17 protein-coding genes are annotated in these 19608 nt (G+C 72.5%); 1 reads left to right on the top strand and 16 read right to left on the bottom strand.

Annotation, left to right across the window (positions count from 1 at the left end; genetic code table 11):
• Positions 1–43: 43 nt before the first annotated feature.
• The 15 genes from ppc to rpe form a co-directional block, all read right to left on the bottom strand.
• Positions 44–2815 (bottom strand): phosphoenolpyruvate carboxylase, encoded by a 2772-nt coding sequence (gene ppc / locus QYS60_RS11630; protein WP_371383223.1) that lies wholly within the window; start codon positions 2813–2815, stop codon positions 44–46.
• Positions 2816–2885: 70 nt separating this feature from the next.
• Positions 2886–3119, bottom strand: coding sequence for a preprotein translocase subunit SecG (gene secG / locus QYS60_RS11625; protein WP_003939471.1), 234 nt, complete (start codon positions 3117–3119; stop codon positions 2886–2888).
• A gap of 73 nt (positions 3120–3192) precedes the next feature.
• Entirely contained in the window at positions 3193–3975 is a 783-nt protein-coding gene (tpiA, locus tag QYS60_RS11620) for a triose-phosphate isomerase (protein WP_003939470.1), read from the bottom strand.
• Between the two features lies 1 nt (position 3976).
• Positions 3977–5203 carry a phosphoglycerate kinase gene (gene pgk, locus QYS60_RS11615; RefSeq protein WP_003939469.1) on the bottom strand — a complete coding sequence of 409 codons (1227 nt, stop codon included), beginning with the start codon at positions 5201–5203 and terminating at the stop codon, positions 3977–3979.
• A 20-nt stretch (positions 5204–5223) separates the two neighbouring features.
• Complete coding sequence (gene gap, locus QYS60_RS11610) at positions 5224–6243, bottom strand: type I glyceraldehyde-3-phosphate dehydrogenase (protein WP_003939468.1); 1020 nt, start codon at positions 6241–6243, stop codon at positions 5224–5226.
• 155 nt (positions 6244–6398) lie between these two features.
• Positions 6399–7376 carry a DNA-binding protein WhiA gene (gene whiA, locus QYS60_RS11605; RefSeq protein WP_193788773.1) on the bottom strand — a complete coding sequence of 326 codons (978 nt, stop codon included), beginning with the start codon at positions 7374–7376 and terminating at the stop codon, positions 6399–6401.
• On the bottom strand, positions 7373–8428 hold the full coding sequence (gene yvcK, locus QYS60_RS11600) for a uridine diphosphate-N-acetylglucosamine-binding protein YvcK (RefSeq protein ID WP_371383222.1): 1056 nt from the start codon (positions 8426–8428) through the stop codon (positions 7373–7375). The genes whiA and yvcK overlap by 4 nt, the downstream gene beginning before the upstream one ends.
• Positions 8425–9279: an RNase adapter RapZ gene (gene rapZ / locus QYS60_RS11595; protein WP_193788772.1), complete on the bottom strand. Its 855-nt coding sequence runs from the start codon at positions 9277–9279 to the stop codon at positions 8425–8427. The genes yvcK and rapZ overlap by 4 nt, the downstream gene beginning before the upstream one ends.
• Positions 9280–9350: 71 nt before the next feature.
• Positions 9351–11507 (bottom strand): excinuclease ABC subunit UvrC, encoded by a 2157-nt coding sequence (gene uvrC, locus QYS60_RS11590; RefSeq protein WP_371383221.1) that lies wholly within the window; start codon positions 11505–11507, stop codon positions 9351–9353.
• Positions 11508–11516: 9 nt separating this feature from the next.
• Positions 11517–11990 carry a PH domain-containing protein gene (locus QYS60_RS11585; protein WP_371383220.1) on the bottom strand — a complete coding sequence of 158 codons (474 nt, stop codon included), beginning with the start codon at positions 11988–11990 and terminating at the stop codon, positions 11517–11519.
• Positions 11987–12469 (bottom strand): 6,7-dimethyl-8-ribityllumazine synthase, encoded by a 483-nt coding sequence (ribH, locus tag QYS60_RS11580; protein ID WP_289380731.1) that lies wholly within the window; start codon positions 12467–12469, stop codon positions 11987–11989. Before ribH ends, QYS60_RS11585 begins: the two co-directional genes overlap by 4 nt.
• On the bottom strand, positions 12470–13720 hold the full coding sequence (locus tag QYS60_RS11575; protein ID WP_054373451.1) for a bifunctional 3,4-dihydroxy-2-butanone-4-phosphate synthase/GTP cyclohydrolase II: 1251 nt from the start codon (positions 13718–13720) through the stop codon (positions 12470–12472).
• Between the two features lie 60 nt (positions 13721–13780).
• Positions 13781–14389 carry a riboflavin synthase gene (locus QYS60_RS11570; RefSeq protein ID WP_003939460.1) on the bottom strand — a complete coding sequence of 203 codons (609 nt, stop codon included), beginning with the start codon at positions 14387–14389 and terminating at the stop codon, positions 13781–13783.
• 12 nt (positions 14390–14401) lie between these two features.
• Positions 14402–15445: a bifunctional diaminohydroxyphosphoribosylaminopyrimidine deaminase/5-amino-6-(5-phosphoribosylamino)uracil reductase RibD gene (gene ribD / locus QYS60_RS11565; RefSeq protein WP_238586346.1), complete on the bottom strand. Its 1044-nt coding sequence runs from the start codon at positions 15443–15445 to the stop codon at positions 14402–14404.
• Positions 15442–16125, bottom strand: coding sequence for a ribulose-phosphate 3-epimerase (gene rpe, locus QYS60_RS11560; RefSeq protein WP_371383219.1), 684 nt, complete (start codon positions 16123–16125; stop codon positions 15442–15444). Before rpe ends, ribD begins: the two co-directional genes overlap by 4 nt.
• Positions 16126–16297: 172 nt before the next feature.
• On the opposite strand from rpe, the gene ppsA reads away from it, so the two are divergent.
• Positions 16298–18577, top strand: a complete 2280-nt coding sequence (gene ppsA / locus QYS60_RS11555) for a phosphoenolpyruvate synthase (protein ID WP_371383218.1) — start codon at positions 16298–16300, stop codon at positions 18575–18577.
• 21 nt (positions 18578–18598) lie between these two features.
• Here the strand turns inward: ppsA and QYS60_RS11550 are convergent, their stop codons facing one another.
• Positions 18599–19528: a 1-phosphofructokinase family hexose kinase gene (locus tag QYS60_RS11550; protein WP_003939456.1), complete on the bottom strand. Its 930-nt coding sequence runs from the start codon at positions 19526–19528 to the stop codon at positions 18599–18601.
• Positions 19529–19608 lie beyond the last annotated feature (80 nt).

The following is a 19608-nucleotide window of genomic DNA, read 5'->3' as shown; positions in this document are numbered from 1 at the left end:
GCCCGCCCGCCATCGCCCCGACCCGTCCGCCCCGCCCGCTGCGCTATCCGCTGTTCCGCAACGCGGTCGCGAGGCCGTTCATCGTCAGCTGGATGCCGCGGCGGACCCGGTCGGTGTCCTCCCCCGCCCGGAACCTCCGCAGCAACTCGACCTGCAGGTGGTTGAGCGGCTCGAGATACGGGAAGCGGTTGTGCACCGACCGGGCGAGTGCCGGGTTGTCCGCGGTCAGCTCGGAGTGCCCCGTGATCGCCAGATAGACGCGCACGGTGCGCTCGTGCTCCGCGGTGATCTTGTCGAACACCCGGTGCCGCAGATCCGGGTCGGGCACCAGTTCGGCGTAGCGCGCGGCGAGACCGAGGTCGGACTTGGCCAGCACCATCGCCATGTTGGAGAGCACGGTGCGGAAGAACGGCCAGCGTCGATAGAGGCCGGTGAGGGTGGCCAGGCGCGTCTCGTCGCCCGCGATCCAGGTCTCGACGGCCGTCCCGGTGCCGTACCAGCCGGGCAGCATCACACGGGACTGGGTCCACGCCAGCACCCAGGGGATGGCCCGCAGGTCGGCGATCGACGACGTCGGCTTGCGCGAGGTGGGCCGGCTGCCGATGTTCAGGGATCCGATCTCCGCGACGGGGGTGGCGGTCCGGAAGTACTCGACGAAGCCGGGGGTCTCGTGCACCAGGTCGCTGTAGGCGGCGCGGGCGAGTTCGGCGAGCTCGTCGAGCACCGCGTACGCCGGACCGGCGTCGCTGCCGAGCCCCTCGACGTCGAGGAGGGTGGACTCGAGGGTCGCGGCGACGAGGGATTCGAGATTGCGGCGCGCCAGCTTCGGCTCGGCGTACTTCGCCGCGATCACCTCGCCCTGCTCGGTCAGGCGCAGCGAACCGGCGACGGCCCCGGGCGGCTGCGCCAGGATCGCGTCGTAGCTCGGTCCGCCGCCGCGACCGACGGTGCCGCCGCGGCCGTGGAACAGGCGCAGTCGGATCCCGGCGGTGCGCGCGGCCTCCACCAGGTCGAGCTCGGCCCGGTACAGCGCCCAGTTGGCGGCGAGGTACCCGCCGTCCTTGTTCGAGTCCGAATAACCCAGCATGACCTCCTGGATCCCGTCGGCGGAGTCGACGAGGTTGCGGAACTCGGGGACGGCGAGGGCGGCGGTGAGGATGTCGGCGCCGTGCCGCAGATCGTCGATGGTCTCGAACAGCGGGATCACCGCGACCGGGCAGCGCGGTCCGGCGACGTCGTGCTCGACGAGCCCGGCCTCGTCGAGCAGCACCGCCGCCTCGAGCAGATCCGAGACCGAGCTGCACATGCTGACGATGTAGTGCGGTACGGCGGCCGGGCCCAACCGGGCCACGGCGGCGGCGGCGGCACGGAGCACGCCGAGTTCACGGGTGGTGTCGGCGCCGAGCCGCGCGCCGGGCGCGCTGAGGGGACGGCGGGTGCGCAGTTCGGCCGCGAGCAGCGCGACCTTCTCCTCCTCGGGCAGCGCGAGATAGTCGTCGGTGACGCCGGCCCAGCTGAACAGTTCGGCGATCACCCGGCCGTGCACCTCGGCGTTCTGGCGCAGGTCGAGGGAGGCGAGGTGGAAGCCGAAGGTCTCCACGGCGCCGCGCACGTGCGCGAGCCGGTCGTCGGCGAGGGCCGCGCTGCCGCCGGCGCGCAGGGCGGCGTCGAGGATGTCGAGGTCGGCGAGCAGTTCGGCGGGGGCGTCGTAGGCGGTCAGCGGGCTCGACACCGCATGCGGCGGTGGTTCGTCGAGCAGTCGTGCCGCGGTGGCGGTCAGGCGGCCCCGGATGCCGCGCAGCGCGCGGCGGTACGGTTCGTCGGCGCGCGAGGGGGCGTCGTCGCCGGAGGCGTCGGCGAGCCGAGCCAGGTCGTCGGTGACGCGGACCAGACGTGCGGACATCGACAGTTCCTGCTCGAGCCGTTCGAGTTCGGCGAGGTGATGCCCGAGAGCGGTTGCGGCGGCCCGGTCGGTGGCGCGGTGGACGACCTCGGCGGTGACGTTGGGGTTGCCGTCGCGGTCGCCGCCGATCCAGGTTCCGGTGCGCACCAAGGGGTCCGGCAGCAGCGGGACGCCGGGCCAGCGTTCGCGCAGGGCGCGCCGGACCTCGGCGTTGAGGGCCGGGACGACGCGGAACAGGGCGGCGTCGTAGTACCGCAGGCCCACCTCGATCTCGTCCTGGATGCGCAGGCGGGCGAGGCGGATGAGGGCGGTCTGCCACAGGGTGAGGATCTGCCGCCACAGGTGCAGGTCGATGTCGGACCGCTCGTCGGGTTCGGCGTGTTCGCGGCGGCGCATGAGGTCGGTGATGCGGCTCTGCACGTCGAAGACGGTGCGGCGGCGGGTCTCGGTGGGGTGGGCGGTGATCACCGGGGAGACGAGGGCGCCGTCGAGCGCGGCGGCGACCTCGGCGGGGTCGAGTTCGGCGGCGTCGAGCTTGCGGTAGGTGGCGGCCAGGGAGCTGTCCTGGGCCGGTTCCCCGGCGCGCACGTGCACGGCGCGGCGGCGTTCCCGGTGCAGGTCCTCGGCGAGATTCGCGAGCAGCGCGAAGTGGCTGAAGGCGCGGATGACGGGGAGGGTGTCGTCGGTGGGGACGTCGGCGAACATCGCCGCGAGTTCGGCGCGGTCGATCTCGGAGCGGCGCACGCGGAAGCTTTCGACGCGGGCGCGTTCGACGAGGGCGAAGAGGTGCTCGCCGGCCTGTTCGCGGACGATGCGGCCCAGCATCCCGCCGAGCAGCCGGATGTCCTGGCGCAGAGGCTCGGTGGCGGAGCGGGACCGGGAGGGGTCGGCCGGGCGGGCGGTATCCGTCATCCGGCCAGTATCGCGGCCGACGCACGACGGCGCGACCCGGAATTCCGGGTCGCGCCGTCGTGCGCAGGGCTCAGCTGAACTTGATCTGCAGGCCGATGCCGAGGATGGCGATCAGCCAGACGATGCCGGTGAACACGGTCAGCCGGTCGAGGTTCTTCTCGGCGACACTGGAGCCGGACAGGCTGGACTGGACACCGCCACCGAACAGGGTGGACAGACCGCCGCCCTTGCCGCGGTGCAGCAGCACGAGCAGGATCAGCAGCAGGCTGGTGGTGATCAGCAGGATGTCGAGGAACAGTGCCATGGCGTCAGACTACAGGGCGCCGTCGCGGTGCCCTTCCGGGCCTCGGCGGATCCGGAAGGGCACCGCGGGTGCCTTACAGCGGCCCGCCCGCGGCGATGGCGGACAGCTGGGCGAACTCGTCGGCCTTGAGCGAGGCGCCCCCGACGAGACCGCCGTCGATGTCGGGCTGGGCGATCAGTTCGCCGACGTTCTTGGCGTTGACCGAGCCGCCGTACAGCACGCGGACGGTGTCGGCGGTCTCCGGGGAGGCGAGCTCGGCGAGGGTGGCGCGCACCGCGGCGCACACCTCCTGGGCGTCGGCGGCCGAGGCCACCTTGCCGGTGCCGATGGCCCAGACCGGCTCGTATGCGACGACGATCTTCGCGATGTCGTCGGACGAGAGCCCGGCGAGGGATCCGCGCAGCTGGGCGACGTTGTGGGACACGTGCTGACCGGCTTCGCGGATGTCGAGGCCTTCGCCGATGCACACGATCGGGGTCAGGCCGTGCCGCAACGCCGCCTTGGTCTTGGCGAGGACGGTCTCGTCGGTCTCGCCGTGCAGGGTGCGCCGTTCGGAGTGGCCGACGACCACGTAGGTGCACCCCAGCTTGGCCAGCATCGGGCCGCTGATCTCTCCGGTGTAGGCACCGGAGTCGTGGGCGGAGACGTCCTGCGCACCGTAGGTGAGCAGCAGCTTGTCGCCCTCGATCAGCGTCTGCACGCTGCGGATGTCCGTGAACGGCGGCAGCACCGTCACGTCCACCTTCTCGAGGTACTTCTCCGGCAGCGCGTAGGCGATCTTCTGCACCAGGGCGATGGCCTCGAGGTGGTTGAGGTTCATCTTCCAGTTGCCGGCGATGAGCGGCTTTCGGGTCATCTCAGGCCTCCGGTGCGGTGTCGTCGAGGGCGCTGATGCCGGGCAGATCCTTGCCCTCGAGGTATTCGAGGGAGGCGCCGCCGCCGGTGGAGATGTGCGAGAACCCGTCCTCGGGCAGGCCGAGCAGACGCACGGCCGCGGCCGAGTCGCCGCCGCCGACGACGCTGAACGCGCCGGAGCGGGTGGCCTCGACGATCGCCTCGGCGACCCCCTTGGTGCCGGCCGCGAACTTCTCGAACTCGAACACGCCCATCGGGCCGTTCCAGAACACGGTCTTTGCGCCGGTGAGGTACTGGGCGAACCGGGCCACCGACTCGGGTCCGATGTCCAGGCCCATCCAGCCGTCCGGGATCTCGGTGGCGGGCACCGTCTTTGCCTCGGCGTCGGCGGCGAACGAGTCGGCGACCACCACGTCCTGCGGGATGTGGATGACGTCGCCGAACCGCTCGAGCAGGTCCTTGCAGGTCTCGGTCATCGATTCCTCGAGTAGCGAGTTGCCCACCGGGATGCCTTGCGCGGCAAGGAAGGTGAAGCACATGCCGCCACCGATGACGAGGGTGTCGACCTTGGGGGCGAGGGCCTCGATGACGGCGAGCTTGTCCGAGACCTTCGAGCCGCCGAGCACCACCGCGTAGGGCCGCTCCGGGTCGCTCGTGAGCTTGCCGAGCACCTCGACTTCGGCGGCGACGAGGTTGCCCGCGTAGTGCGGGAGCAGCTTCGCCACGTCGTACACCGATGCCTGCTTGCGGTGCACCACGCCGAACCCGTCGGAGACGAAAGCCCCGTCGTCGCCGACGAGTTCGACGAGGTCGCGGGCCAGTGCCTGCCGCTGCGCCTCGTCCTTGCTCGTTTCGCGCGGATCGAAGCGAATGTTCTCGAGCAGGAGGATGTCGCCGTCGGTCAGGCCTTCCGAGCGGGCCAGCGCGTCCTGCCCGACGACGTCGCCGGCGAGCTGGACGTTGCGGCCGAGCACGTCGCCGAGTTTCGCCGCGACCGGCGCGAGGGAGAACTTCGGATCGGGCTCGCCCTTGGGCCGGCCCAGGTGGGCGGTGACGACGACCTTCGCGCCCGCCTCGGCGAGCGCGGCGATCGTCGGGGCGGACGCGACGATGCGACCGGGGTCGGTGATCGTCGCGCCGTCCAGCGGAACGTTGAGGTCCGAGCGCACCAGCACGCCACGGCCCTCGACGCCGGCGGCGAGCAGATCCTCGAGAGTCTGAACTGCCACTGTTCGACTGTCCTGTTCGGTCAGAGGGACTTCGAGACCAGGCCGATGAGGTCGACCAGGCGGTTGGAGTAGCCCCACTCGTTGTCGTACCAGGAGACGATCTTGACCTGGTCGTCGATGACCTTGGTCAGGCCGGCGTCGTAGATCGACGAGTGCGGGTCGGTGACGATGTCCGAGGAGACGATCTCGTCCTCGGTGTACTTGAGGATGCCCTTGAGCGGGCCCTCGGCGGCCGCCTTCATCGCCGCGTTGATCTCCTCGATGGAGGCCGGGGTGGCGAGGTTGGCGGTCAGGTCGGTGACCGAGCCGGTGGGGATCGGCACGCGCAGGGCGTAGCCGTCGAGCTTGCCGACCAGCTGCGGCAGGACGAGGCCGATGGCCTTGGCGGCGCCGGTGCCGGTGGGCACGACGTTCAGGGCGGCGGCGCGGGCGCGGCGCAGATCCTTGTGCGGGCCGTCCTGCAGATTCTGGTCCTGGGTGTAGGCGTGGACCGTGGTCATCAGGCCCTTGACGATGCCGAAGCTGTCGTCGAGGACCTTGGCGATCGGGCCGAGGCAGTTGGTGGTGCACGAGGCGTTGGAGATGATGTTCTGGCTGCCGTCGTACTTGTCGTCGTTGACGCCCATCACGACGGTGAGGTCCTCGCCCTTGGCGGGCGCCGAGATGATCACCTTCTTGGCGCCGGCGTCGAGGTGACCCTTCGCCTTCGACGCGTCGGTGAAGATGCCCGTCGATTCGACGACGACGTCGACGCCCAGGTCGCCCCACGGCAGCGCGGCCGGGCCTTCCTTGACCTCGAGGGCCTTGATCCGGTGGTCGCCGACGACGATGGTGTCCTCACCGTCGAGGCTGACGTCCTGCGGCAGCCGGCCGAGGATCGAGTCGTACTTGAGCAGGTGGGCCAGAGTCGCGTTGTCGGTGAGGTCGTTGACCGCGACGATCTCGATGTCGGTGGTGCCGAGCGCCTTCTGCGCCTCGACAGCCCGGAAGAAATTACGTCCGATACGACCGAAGCCGTTCACGCCTACCCGGACAGTCACAATTACGCTCCTTTGCCCATTTCTTCTGGTTGTGCCAGTGTTGCCCGCCGCGGTGCCGGAGACAGCGGCGCCCACCGGCAGGACTCATCGGTCGATGTGACCCCTACCCTATCTGCGGTGCCTGCGGAGTGCGGCAGGAGGCCCGGGCCGGTCGGCTAGGCCTCGTCGAGCAGCTCCGGGGTCACTGCCGATTCGGTGTCGGGGATGCCGAGATCCTTGGCGCGGCGGTCGGCCATGGACAGCAGTCGGCGGATGCGTCCGGCGACGGCGTCCTTCGTCATCGGGGGGTCGGCGAGCTGGCCCAGTTCCTCGAGGGAGGCCTGCCGGTGCTGGACGCGCAGGGCGCCCGCCGCGGCGAGGTGGTCGGGCACGTCGTCGCCGAGGATCGCCAGGGCTCGTTCGACGCGGGCGGCCGCGGCCACGGCGGCGCGCGCGGAGCGGCGCAGGTTGGCGTCGTCGAAGTTGGCGAGCCGGTTGGCGGTGGCGCGGACTTCGCGCCGCATCCGGCGCTCCTCCCAGGTCAGCCGGGTGTCCTGGGCGCCCATGTGGGTGAGCAGCGCACCGATGGCATCGCCGTCGCGCACGACGACCCGGTCGGCGCCGCGCACCTCGCGGGCCTTGGCGGCGATGCCGAGGCGGCGGGCGGCGCCGACGAGCGCGAGCGCCGCCTCGGGGCCGGGGCAGCTGACTTCGAGGGCGGAGGAGCGGCCCGGCTCGGTGAGCGAGCCGTGGGCGAGGAAGGCGCCGCGCCACGCGGCCTCGGCGTCGGCGATGCTGCCGCCGACGACGGGGGCGGGCAGGCCCCGGACCGGGCGGCCGCGCACGTCGAGCAGGCCGGTCTGGCGGGCGAGGGCCTCGCCCTCCTTGGCGACGCGCACCACGTACCGCGAGCTCTTGCGCAGTCCGCCGGCGCCGAGGACGTGCACCTCCGCCGAGTAGCCGTAGAGCTCGAAGATCTCGCGGCGCAACCGGCGGGCGATCGATCCGAGGTCCACCTCGGCCTCCACGACGACGCGGCCGCCGACGATGTGCAGTCCGCCGGCGAAGCGCAGGAGGGCGGACACCTCGGCCTTGCGGCTGCTGGTGCGGGTGACCGCCAGCCGGCTCAGCTCGTCCTTGACCTCCGCTGTCATTGCCACGTCGGGATCTCCCTTCCGTCCCGCTGCGCGAGATCCCGGGGGCGGGCCGCGTCGGGCACGTGTCGTTCCAGGACCGCCGCCAGTTTGGCGGGATCGTGTCGGTGGGTGCCGGTCTCGGCGACGTCGGCGTAGACCACCCGGGCGCCGAATCCGGCGGCGGCTCGGCACAGGTGCTCGCGTTCGCGTCCTTCGGGTACCGACGCGGAGTCGACGACGACGTGGTCGACCCGGAAGTCGGGGGCGTGCTGGGCCAGCACGTGCAGGTGCCGCTCGGTGGAGAATCCGGCGGTCTCCCCCGGTTCGGCGGCGAGATTGAGCACCAGCACCTTGTGGGCGGGGGCGGCCACCAGCGCCTCGTGCAGCTCGGGGACGAGCACGTGCGGGATGACGCTCGAGAACCACGAGCCGGGCCCGAGCACGACGAGGTCGGCGGCGCCCACCGCGTCGAGCGCGTCGGGACATGCCGGTGGGTCGGCCGGGATCAGCCGCACGCGCCGCACCTTGCCGGGGGTGGTGGCGACGGCGACCTGCCCGCGGATGATGCGGCTGGCGCGCGGGTCGGATTCGAGGCCGGACACGTCCGCCTCGATGTCGAGCGCGATCGGCGACATCGGCAGCACCCGGCCGCGCACCTGGAGTAGCTCGGCGACGCGGTCGAGGGCGGCCACGGGGTCACCGAGCACCTCGGTCAGTCCGGCCAGGATCAGGTTGCCGACCGAGTGGCCGGCCAGGGCGCCGGTGCCGCCGAACCGGTGCTGCACCGTCTCGGTCCAGGTGTGGATGTCGGGGGTGTCCGCGGCGAGCGCGGCCAGGGCCATGCGCAGGTCGCCGGGCGGGATGACGCCGAGTTCGGCGCGCAACCGGCCGGAGGAACCCCCGTCGTCGGCGACGGTGACGACGGCGGTGACGCGGTCGCTGAGCCGGCGCACGGCGCTGAGCGTGGCGTACAGGCCGTGGCCGCCGCCGAGGGCGACGATCGACGGTGCCGGCGCGGCGGCCTGCCCGCCGGGCCGGGGTGTGGGGGCCGCGGTGCCGGGGCCCGTCATTCGCGCCCCAGATCGCGGTGCGCGACGTGCACCGACAGCGTCGGGTCGGCTTCCAGGCGCGCGGCGAGGGCCTCGCTCATCGCCACGCTGCGGTGCTTGCCGCCGGTGCATCCCACCGCGATCGTCATGTAGCGCTTTCCCTCCCGGCGGTAACCGGCCGTGGTCAGTTCGAGCAGCCGATGATAGGTCTGCAGGTAGTCCTGGGCCCCGTCCCGGCTCAGCACGTAGTCGCGGACGTCGTCGTCCTGGCCGGTGTGCGGGCGCAGTTCCGGCACCCAGTGCGGGTTGGGCAGGAACCGCACGTCGCACACCACGTCCGCGTCCATCGGCAGACCGTACTTGAACCCGAAGGATTCGACGGTGACCCGGATCGAGTCGGCGTCGCCGTCCCCGAACGCGGAGTCGATCTTGCGGCGCAGTTCCGGGCCGGACAGCGACGAGGTGTCGACCACCAGGTCGGCGGCCGCCTTGACCGCGGCGAGCTGGGCGCGTTCGGCGGCGATGCCGTCGGTGAGGGTGCGGTCGGCGGTGTCGGCCTGCAGCGGGTGGCTGCGCCGGACCTGTTCGAAGCGACGCACGAGGACCTCGTCGGTGGCCTCGAGGAACAGCACGCGGGTGCGCACGGGCCGGGCGGCCAGTTCGGTGACGACCCAGCCGAGGTCGCCGGTGAACAGGCGGCTGCGGACGTCCATCACCACGGCGAGGCGCTGCAGGGGCGGGTCGGCCTGCACCGCGAGATCGACCATCGAGGTGACCAGTTGCGGCGGCAGATTCTCGGCGACGAACCAGCCGAGATCCTCGAGTGCCGTCGCGGCGGTGCTCAGACCGGCCCCGGACAGGCCGGTGACCAGGGCGACCTCGGCCCGCGGGCGGAGGTCACCCTGCGGCCGGGGTCGAGGCTGCGCCGTCTCTGCCTGTTGCGTCACTGTTCCGTCTCCGTTCGTCCGCCCGACACGCCGACGGTGCCATCATCACTTACCGGCGTGTCCGGCGCAGCCTCACCCGCCGGCGTCGCCCGGGGGTCCGGGACGTCGCCGCGCAGTGCGTCCAGCACGGCGCGGGCGGTGGCAACGCCGATGCCCGGCACCTCGGTGATCTCCTCCACGCTCGCGTCCCGCAGCCGGGCCACCGACCCGAAGTGCGCGACGAGCGCATTGCGCCGTGCCTGACCGAGCCCGCGGACCCCGTCGAGCGCGGACGCGGTCATCCGCCGGGACCGCTTGCTGCGGTGGTAGGTGATGGCGAAGCGGTGCGCCTCGTCGCGCACCCGCTGCAGCAGGTAGAGCGATTCGCTGGTGCGCGGCAGGATGACCGGATCGTCCTCCCCCGGCACCCACACCTCCTCAAGCCGTTTGGCCAGGCCGATCACGGCGACGTCGGTGACGCCGAGTTCGTCGAGCACCTCCGCCGCGGCGGCGACCTGCGGGGCACCGCCGTCGACGACGTACAGGTTCGGCGGGTACGCGAAGCGGCGGGGCCGCCCGGTGGCCGGGTCGAGCGCGGCTTCCGGGGCGAGGTCACCGCCGTCACCGCCGTCACCGCCGCGGGCCGCGACCGAGTCACTGCGGGCCGCGACCGGGTCACCGCCGGCCCCGGCGAGGTCCCGGTTGTGCCGCAGGAACCGGCGCCGGGTCACCTCGGCGATGGAGGCGACGTCGTCGGAACGGCCGTCGCCGGCGGCCTCGCGGATGGCGTAGTGGCGGTAGTCGGACTTGCGGGGCAGGCCGTCCTCGAACACCACCAGCGACGCCACGACGTCGGTGCCCTGCACGTGGCTGATGTCGACGCACTCGATCCGCAGGGGCGCCGAGTCCAGGTCGAGGGCCTCCTGGATGCCCTGCAGGGCGGCCGAGCGGGCGGTGAAGTCGCCGGCGCGGCGCAGCTTGTGCTGGGTCAGCGCCTCGTGCGCATTGCGCTGCACGGTCTCGGCGAGGGCCTTCTTGTCCCCGCGCTGCGGCACCCGCAGCCGCACCGGCCCCCCGCGCAGGGTGCCGAGCCAGCGGCTCATCTCCTCCGGGTCGGGCGGCAGGGCGGGCACGAGCACCTCCCGCGGCACCGCGCTGCCGGCCGGTTCGGCACCGGCCGCCGACAGGGCGGCCTCCTCGCCGTAGAACTGGGTGAGGAACTGCTCGACGAGCAGCGACACTTCCGGGTCGGCGCCGGGCGCACCCGACGCGGTCTCGGGCCGGTCCACCACGTCCCCGGACTTCTCCACCACCCAGCCGCGCTGTCCGCGCACGCGGCCGCCGCGCACGTGGAACACCTGTACGGCCGCCTCGAGTTCGTCGCCGGCGAAGGCGACGAGGTCGGCGTCGGTGCCGTCGCCGAGCACCACAGCCTGCTTCTCCATGGCCCGGCGCAGCGCCCCGAGGTCGTCGCGCAGGCGCGCGGCGGTCTCGAAGTCGAGGTCCTCGGCCGCGGCCTGCATGCGCTGTTCGAGGTCGCGGACCAGTTTGTCGGTGCGGCCGGCGAGGAAGTCGCAGAAGTCCTCGACGATGCGCCGGTGCTCGTCGGCGTCGACGCGGCCCACGCACGGCGCCGAGCACTTGTCGATGTAGCCGAGCAGGCACGGGCGGCCGATCTGCGCGTGGCGCTTGAACACCCCGGCGGAGCAGGTGCGGGCCGGGAACACCCGCAGCAGCAGGTCCAGGGTCTCGCGGATGGCCCAGGCGTGGGAGTAGGGACCGAAGTACCGCACGCCCTTGCGGCGCGGCCCTCGGTAGACGAACAGCCGCGGGTAGTCCTCGTTCAGCGTCACCGCGAGCATCGGGTAGGTCTTGTCGTCGCGGTAGCGGACGTTGAAGCGCGGATCGAACTCCTTGATCCAGTTGTACTCGAGCTGGAGCGCCTCGACCTCGGTGCCCACCACGGTCCACTCGACGGACCCGGCGGTGGTCACCATCTGGCGGGTCCGCGGGTGCAGCGACGCGACGTCGGCGAAGTACGAGTTCAGCCGCGAACGCAGGCTCTTGGCCTTTCCGACGTAGACGACGCGGCCGTGCGGGTCGCGGAACTTGTACACCCCCGGCTCCAGCGGGATGGTGCCGGGGGCAGGGCGATAGGTCGAGGGGTCGGGCACGGGTCCAGGCTAGTCGGCTGCGCCGACACCGCCGCCGTAGCGCTGTTCGAGCTTGCGGAACGCGGTCAGCGCCGCGACGGCGTGCTCGCCGTCGCGGGCCTGTACCGCGACGACGGGCACGTACTCGTCCTGCGGCAGCTCGAGCCTCGGCCACGGCTTGCCCTGGGGGAAGCTCATGCCTCGCACCTGTTCCCAGCCGAACATCTTCTCGCCGAGGATGTTGCGGACCGCCACGCCGGCGGCTCCGGCCCGCAGCCGGGGCCGGGTCAGCAGCAGCACACCGCCGGAGACGACCACTCCCACGCAGACGATGGCGATCTGATCGGCGAGGCGCAGGTTCACGCCGGTATCGCCGCCGGCGCGCAGCACGAGCGCGGCCCCGATGTGGCCGAGCATGAGCAGGACCGCCGCGACGATCGCCCACCGGGACATCTTGCGGCTGCGGACCTCGAGGTCCCAGACGGTGTCGGCGGCGGAGGTCACCGCGCGGCCCCGCGCAGCCGCCGCAGGGTCACGGCGGTGTCGAGGGCGGCGGCGCACGCCTGCCCGCCCTTGTCCTCGACGGAGCCGGGCAAGCCGGCCCGGTCGCGGGCCTGCTGCTCGTCGTTCGTGGTCAGGACGCCGTTGCCGACGGGGGTGCCCTCGTCCAAGGCGATGCGGGTCAGCCCGTAGGTGACCGCGTCGCACACGTACTCGAAGTGCGGGGTACCGCCGCGGATCACGACGCCGAGGGCGACGACCGCGTCGTGGGTGCGGGCCAGCTGCTGGGCGACGACCGGCAGCTCGATCGCGCCGGCGACCCGTTCGACGGTGACATCGGTGACGCCGGCCTGCTCGGCGACCCGGCGCGCCCCGGCGACGAGGGCCTCGGAGATCTCGGGGTGCCAGCGGCCGGCGACGATGGCCAGCCGCAACCCGGCCGCCTCGGACAGCTGCAGCTCGGGTAGTCCTTCGCCACTCATCTACGCGTCCCCCGCCTCGTAGTCGTCGAGGCCGATCAGGTCGTGGCCCATGCGGTCCCGCTTGGTGCGCAGGTAGGTGATGTTCTCGGAATTCGCGCGCAGCGGCATCGCCACCCGCTCGGTGATCTGCAGCCCGTAGCCGTCGAGGCCGACGCGCTTGGCGGGGTTGTTGGTGAGCAGCCGCATCGACGAGATACCCAGGTCCACCAGGATCTGCGCGCCGATGCCGTAGTCGCGGGCGTCGGCGGGCAGGCCGAGCTGCAGATTCGCGTCCACAGTGTCCGAGCCCGCGTCCTGCAGCTGGTAGGCCTGCAGCTTGTGCATCAGCCCGATGCCGCGGCCCTCGTGCCCGCGCATGTACAGCACCACGCCGCGGCCCTCCATGGCCACCATCTCGAGCGCGGCGTCGAGCTGCGGACCGCAGTCGCAGCGCAGCGAGCCGAACACGTCGCCGGTCAGGCACTCCGAGTGCACCCGCACGAGCACGTCGGCACCCTCACCGTCGGGGCCGGGGATGTCGCCGAGCACCAGCGCGACGTGCTCGACCTCGTCGTAGACGCTCTGGTAGCCGACGGCGGTGAAGTCGCCGTGCCGGGTGGGGATGCGGGCCTCGGCGATGCGCACGACGTGCTTCTCGTGCTTGCGGCGCCAGGCGATCAGGTCGGCGATGGAGATCAGGGCCAGCTTGTGCTCGTCGGCGAAGACGCGCAGTTCCTCGGTCTGAGCCATGTGGCCCTCGTCCTTCTGCGAGACGATCTCGCAGATCACCCCGGCCGGACGCAGGTCGGCCATGCGGGCGAGGTCGACGGCGGCCTCGGTGTGGCCGGGCCGGCGCAGCACGCCGCCCTCCTTGGCGCGCAGCGGCACCACGTGCCCGGGGCGGGTGAAGTCCTGCGCGGTGCTGTTCGGATCGGCCAGCAGGCGCATCGTCGTGGCCCGGTCCGAGGCGGAGATGCCGGTGCCGATCCCTTCGCGGGCGTCGACGGTCACCGTGTAGGCGGTGCCGTGCTTGTCCTGGTTGGTCGAGTACATGGGGGGCAGGCCGAGGCGGTCGCAGTCCTCCCCGGCCAGCGGCACGCACAGGTAGCCGGAGGTGTAGCGCACCATGAACGCCACGAGTTCGGGGGTGGCCTTCTCGGCCGCGAAGATGAGGTCGCCCTCGTTCTCGCGGTCCTCGTCGTCGACCACGACGACCGCCTTGCCGGCTGCGATATCGGCGATCGCGCGCTCGATGGTGTCGAACCTCGTCACTTGCGTGGGCTCCAAAATCTCGTGTACGGACAAACTGATTGCCGAGTTCAACAGTACGACTCAGCGGCCGGCGGCCTGCAGCCGCTCCACATACTTGGCGATGACGTCGACCTCGAGGTTGACGAGCGTGCCGGGCGCGGCACTGCCCAGGGTGGTCAGCGACAGCGTCGTCGGGATCAGGGAGATCTCGAACCACTCGTCACCGGGCGCCCCGCCGAGCGCGGAGACGGTCAGCGAGACCCCGTCCACGGTGATCGAGCCCTTGTGGACCACGTACCGGGACACGTCGGCCGGCAGCGAGATCCGCACCACGGTCCAGTTCTCCGACGGGGTGCGCGAGAGCACGGTGCCGGTGCCGTCGACATGACCCTGGACCAGGTGCCCGCCGAGACGGCTGTTGAGCGCCGCGGCCCGCTCCAGGTTGACGCGGCTGCCGGGCGCGAGTTGCGACAGGCTCGATCGGTCGAGGGTCTCCTTCATCACGTCGGCGGTGAAGGAGTCACCGCCCTGGATGTCGACGACGGTCAGGCACACACCGTTGACGGCGATGGAGTCGCCGTGGCCGGCGTCGGAGGTCACCACGGGCCCGCGGACGGTGAACCGCGCCGCGTCGGCGAGGTCCTCCCGCGCGACGATCTCCCCCAGCTCCTCCACGATCCCGGTGAACACGTACCCGCTCCTTCACTCCCGGTCGGGGACCAGGGTCAGCAACACGTCGGCGCCGACGGTTTCGACGCGCTCCCGACGAAACCGTAGCGCCTCGGCGATCGTGCCCACGCCCGCGTCCCGTACGGCGGACGGTCCGGCCCCGAGCAGCACCGGCGCGAGGTAGGCCTGGACGCGGTCGACCCGGCCCGCGGCGAGGAACGCCCCGGCCAGGCGCGGGCCGCCCTCGAGCAGCACGTCCGCCCGGTCCGCTAGCGCGCCGAGCACCTCGTCGGGATCGTGGGTGCGCAGCACCAGGGTCGGGGCGGCATCGTCGAGAACCCTTGCAGTCCTAGGGATTTCACTGCGGCCGACGACCACGCGGAGCGGCTGGTGCGGGGCGAGCGAGCCGTCCGGCTGCCGGGCGGTCAACCAGGGGTCGTCGGCGAGGACGGTGCCGGTGCCGACGACGATCGCGTCGAGGCGGGCCCGCTCGGCGTGCACGCGGGCGCGCGACTGCGGGCCGGAGATCCAGCGGCTCGTGCCGTCGGCCGCGGCGCTGCGCCCGTCCAGGCTCGCCGCGAACTTCCAGGTGACGTGGGGACGTCCCGTGCGCTGCCGGTGCAGCCAGGCACGCAGCGCGCCCGCCTCGGCGAGGTCGGCGCCGAAGCCGCCGTGCACGCTCACCCCGGCGGCGCGCAGGGTCTGTGCGCCGCCGGCGGCGGGCGGATTCGGATCGGTCACCGCGTAGTAGACGGCGGCGACACCGGCACGCAGCAGCGCCTGCGCGCACGGCCCGGTGCGGCCGGTGTGGTTGCACGGCTCGAGGGTGACCACCGCGGTGCCGCCGCGGGCCCGCTCCCCCGCCGCGGCCAGCGCCACGACCTCGGCGTGCGGCCCACCCGGCGGGCAGGTCGCCCCCACCCCGGCGACCTGCCCGGCCGCGTCGAGGATCACCGCGCCGACGGGCGGGTTGGGGGTGGTGGACCCGCGCACCGACTCACCGGCGTCGAGCGCGAGGCGCAGGGCCGCGTCGAGCGGTGCGCCGCTCACCGCCGCCCCGCGCGGAGCGCCGCTCACGGGGCCGGGGTCAGATGCGGGGAGGCGTGGGCGGCCCGTTCGCGCAGCTTGCGCACCGCCTCGCCCGGGTCGTCGGCCCCGTACACGGCCGACCCGGCGACGAAGCAGTCGACACCGGCCTCGGCGGCCGCCTCGATGGTGTCGGCGTTGATGCCCCCGTCGATCTCGACGAGCAGGGTCAGCTCGCCGGCGTCGACGAGCCGGCGGATCGTGCGGGCCTTGTCGAGCACGTCCGGGATGAACGACTGACCGCCGAATCCGGGCTCGACGCTCATCACCAGCAGCGTGTCGAACTCCTTCAGGATCTCGAGGTACGGCTCGATCGGGGTGCCGGGCTTGACGCTCAGCCCGGCCCGCGCACCGGCGGCCCGGATGTCGCGGGCGACGGCGACGGGGTTGTCGGTGGCCTCGGCATGGAAGGTGACGTTGTGCGCGCCCGCCTCGGCGTAGGGCGGCGCCCAGCGACCCGGATCCTCGATCATCAGGTGGCAGTCGAGCGGGATGTCGGTCGCCTTCAGCAACGACTGCACCACCGGAAGGCCGAGGGTCAGGTTGGGGACGAAGTGCGCGTCCATGACGTCGACGTGCAGCCAGTGCGCGTCGGCTACCGCGGCGGCCTCGTCGGCGAGCCGGGCGAAGTCCGCGGAGAGGATGGAGGGAGCGATCATCGGGTGGGCCACGTCCACCGAGTTTAACGGTCCCGGCGGCGGACTCTGCCGCGCGTCACGGTGCCTCCGCGGCCGGTGCGGGTTTTCATGACTTTCGGCCTCTGGTTCGGTGTGCTGGGCGATGCTTGAGTGGACGGTGGCGGGTCCGGAACCGCTGGGCCCGATGCGGCAGTGGGGAGCGAGAATGGCCACGCACACGGTGTGGGTTCGACCGATCGGCGACGTGGGCGCGGAGGACGCGCCGACCGTGGGCGGCAAGTCCGCGAACCTCGGGGAGATGACCCGCGCCGGGTTCCCCGTGCCGCCTGCCTTCGCGATCACCACCGCCGCCTATCTCGATTCGATGGCCGCGGCGGGGGTGCGCGACCGGCTGCGCGCCGAGGCCGTTCCGGCCCCCGACATCGACGACGCGACGCTGATCCGCACCTCCGCGGAACTGGCGGCGCTGGTGACCGAGGCCACGGTGCCCGACGACATCCGCGCGGACATCGTCGCCGCCTACGAGAAGCTGGGCGTGGACGTGCCGGTGGCGGTGCGGTCCTCCGCGCCCGCCGAGGACGCCGCGGACACCTCGTTCGCGGGAATCCACGAGTCGTACACCAACATCGTCGGCGCCGACGCGGTGGTGCGTGCCGTGCAGGCGTGCTGGGCGTCGTTGTGGTCCGAACGCGCCCGGACCTACCGGGGTCTGCGCGGGGTGACCGACGAGCCGTCCATCGCCGTCGTGGTGCAGGTGATGGTGCGCTCGGAATCGTCGGGGGTGGCGTTCACGGCCGACCCGCGCACCGGTGAGCTCGATCGCATCGTCGTCGAGGCCGCCCTCGGTCTGGGCGAGGTCGTCGTCGGCGGGCAGGTCGAGCCCGACACCTACGTCGTCGCCAAGGACGGCTTCACGGTGCTCGATGTGCATCTCGGGCATCAGGAGTTCCAGATCGCGTCCACCGACGCCGGTGACAGCCGCGTCGCGGTCGATTCGTCGCGGCAGACCCGCGTGCTCGACGAAGGGCAGCTCGAGAAGGTCGCGCGGCTCGCCGCGGGTGTCGAACAGCACTACGGCCGGCCGCAGGACCTCGAGTTCGCGTTCGCCGAGGGTGAGCTGTGGATCGTGCAGACCCGCCCGATCACCACCCTGGGGATGCCTGCCGCCGCGGCGGCGTCGGGCAACGGGCAGGCGGCGCCGCTGCTGACCGGGCTCGGTGCCGGTCCCGGCCGGGCGACCGGGCGGGTCCGGGTGCTGCACGAGCTGGTCGACGGCAAGCGCCTGAGCGACGGGGAGATCCTCGTGGCCCCGATGACGCGGCCCGACTGGCTGCCGATCCTGCGCCGGGCCGGCGGCATCGTCACCGACGGCGGCGGCATCACCTGCCATGCCGCGATCGTCGGCCGCGAACTCGGCAAACCCGTCGTCGTGGGCGCCCGCACCGCGACGCAGGACCTGCAGGACGGCCAGTTGATCACCGTGGACGGCGACGCCGGCGTCGTGTTCGACGGGGAGGTCCGCGCGGAGCGGCCGGCCGCGGCGCAGACCGCCGCTCCGGCGGCCGCCGCACCCGCTTCGGCCGTCACCGCGACGGCGGTGTACGTCAATCTCGCCACCCCGGACGCCGCGCAGGCCGTCGCCGACACCGACGTCGACGGGGTGGGGCTGCTGCGGGCGGAGTTCATGATCACCGAGGCGCTCGCCGGGGAGCATCCCGCCTACATGATCGCGCAGGGCCGGCGCGAGGAGTACGTGTCGAAGATGGCCGACGGCGTCGCGCGGATCGCGGCGGCCTTCGCGCCGCGTCCGGTGGTGTACCGCGCGATCGACCTGCGCAGCAACGAGTTCGCGAACCTGAAGGGCGGCGAGACGGAGCCGGACGAGGAGAACCCGATGATCGGGTACCGCGGCTGCTTCCGCTACGTGCGCGACCCCGAGCTGTTCTCGCTCGACCTCGACGTCCTGCACCGCGTGCGCGCGCAGCATCCCAACGTGCACCTGATGATTCCGTTCGTGCGCACCCGCTGGGAGCTGGAGGAGTGCCTGGCCCAGCTCGACGCGCACCCGCTCGGCACCGATCGGCGGATGCTGCGCTGGATCATGGCCGAGGTCCCGTCGGTGGTGTACTGGTTGCCTGAGTACGCGAAGCTCGGCATCCACGGGGTGTCGATCGGCAGCAACGACCTGACCCAGCTCGTGCTCGGTGTCGACCGTGACTCCGAGGTGTGCAAGGACCTGTTCGACACGCTCGACCCGGCGGTGCTGGACGCGATCGACCACATCATCGAACGGGCGTCGGCGGCCGGCCTGACCACGTCGCTGTGCGGGCAGGCCGTCTCCACCAGCACCGAGCTCGCCGAGCATCTCGTGCGGCGGGGCATCACGTCGGTGTCGGTGACGCCGGACGCGGCCGCCCAGACCCGGCGCACGGTGGCGCGGGCCGAGCAGCGGATCGTTCTGGACCGCGCCCGGCGCGAGCACTGACGGCCGCGTCCGTCCCGGGCGTCACCGCTGACGCGCGAGGACGTCGAATCGTTCGACGTCCTCGCGCCGGCAGACCTGGCTGCCGGGGGTGAGCAGCGCCGCCGAGCCGGCGGCGATGCCCAGTGCCAGGGCGTCGCGCAGGGGCCGGCCCCGCAGCAGGCCCACGACCAGTCCGGCGACCATGCTGTCGCCCGCCCCGACCGCGCTGCGCACGGGTACGTCCAACGCTTTCAGCCGGGCGGTGGTGTCGGCGGAGACGAGCAGCGCCCCGTCCGGCCCGAGCGAGACCACCACGATCTCGGCGATCCCGGCGTCGACGAGTTCGTGGGCGGCGGCGGACTGTTCGTGCGGGGTGCGCAGTTCCCGGCCCACCCATTCGCGCAGCTCTCGCAGGCTCGGTTTGACCAGGTGCACGCCCGACTTGATGCGGCGCAGTGCGTCCCCCGACGAGTCGAGGACGAAGCGGGCACCGGCATCGGTGGCCGCGTCGGCCACGCGCTGGACGAACTCGCCCGGCACGCCCGGCGGCAGGCTGCCGCTGGCGACGACGTACCGTGCGCCGGTGGCGGTCTCGACCAGCAGGTCCAGGCACCGTTCCTGATCCCGCACGCTCAGCTCCGGGCCGGGCAGCACGAACCGGTACTCCTGGCCGGTGCTGCGCTCGATCGCCGTGAACGACTCCCGGGTCATGCCGTCGATGTCGATGCGCCGGCTGTCGACACCGCCGCCGGACAGCAGCGCCGAGAGCGTGTCCCCGGTCGGACCGCCGGCCGGGTACACCGCTCCGGCCGAGACACCGAGCACCCCGGCGACCTTCGCGACGTTGATCCCCCCGCCGCCGGCCTCCAGTCGCGGCGCCTCGCAGCGCAGTTTGCTGGTGGGCCGCACCTGCTCGGTGTAGGTGGTCACGTCGAGCGCCGGATTCATGGTCAAGGTGACGATGTCGGGCACGACGTGCCTCCTGCCGGGAGCGGTCGGGTCGCGTCCGACCGTATCCGAGCGCAGGCCGATTCTCCCGGCGTTCGCGCGGC

It is taken from the genome of Rhodococcus sp. GXMU-t2271 (assembly GCF_041414735.1).
GTDB classification, from domain to species: domain Bacteria; phylum Actinomycetota; class Actinomycetes; order Mycobacteriales; family Mycobacteriaceae; genus Rhodococcus; species Rhodococcus indonesiensis.
The sequence above is the reverse complement of the archived record's forward strand: the minus strand, read 5'-3'. Positions and strand labels throughout refer to the sequence as shown.

Excerpts from the sequence above, each read along its gene's own strand:
- ppc (WP_371383223.1), bottom strand. The coding sequence starts at position 2,815 with ATGACGGATACCGCCCGCCCGGCCGACCCCTCCCGGTCCCGCTCCGCC.
- secG (WP_003939471.1), bottom strand. The coding sequence starts at position 3,119 with ATGGCACTGTTCCTCGACATCCTGCTGATCACCACCAGCCTGCTGCTG.
- tpiA (WP_003939470.1), bottom strand. The coding sequence starts at position 3,975 with ATGACCCGAAAGCCGCTCATCGCCGGCAACTGGAAGATGAACCTCAAC.
- whiA (WP_193788773.1), bottom strand. The coding sequence starts at position 7,376 with ATGACAGCGGAGGTCAAGGACGAGCTGAGCCGGCTGGCGGTCACCCGC.
- yvcK (WP_371383222.1), bottom strand. The coding sequence starts at position 8,428 with ATGACGGGCCCCGGCACCGCGGCCCCCACACCCCGGCCCGGCGGGCAG.
- ribH (WP_289380731.1), bottom strand. The coding sequence starts at position 12,469 with ATGAGTGGCGAAGGACTACCCGAGCTGCAGCTGTCCGAGGCGGCCGGG.
- ppsA (WP_371383218.1), top strand. The coding sequence starts at position 16,298 with ATGGCCACGCACACGGTGTGGGTTCGACCGATCGGCGACGTGGGCGCG.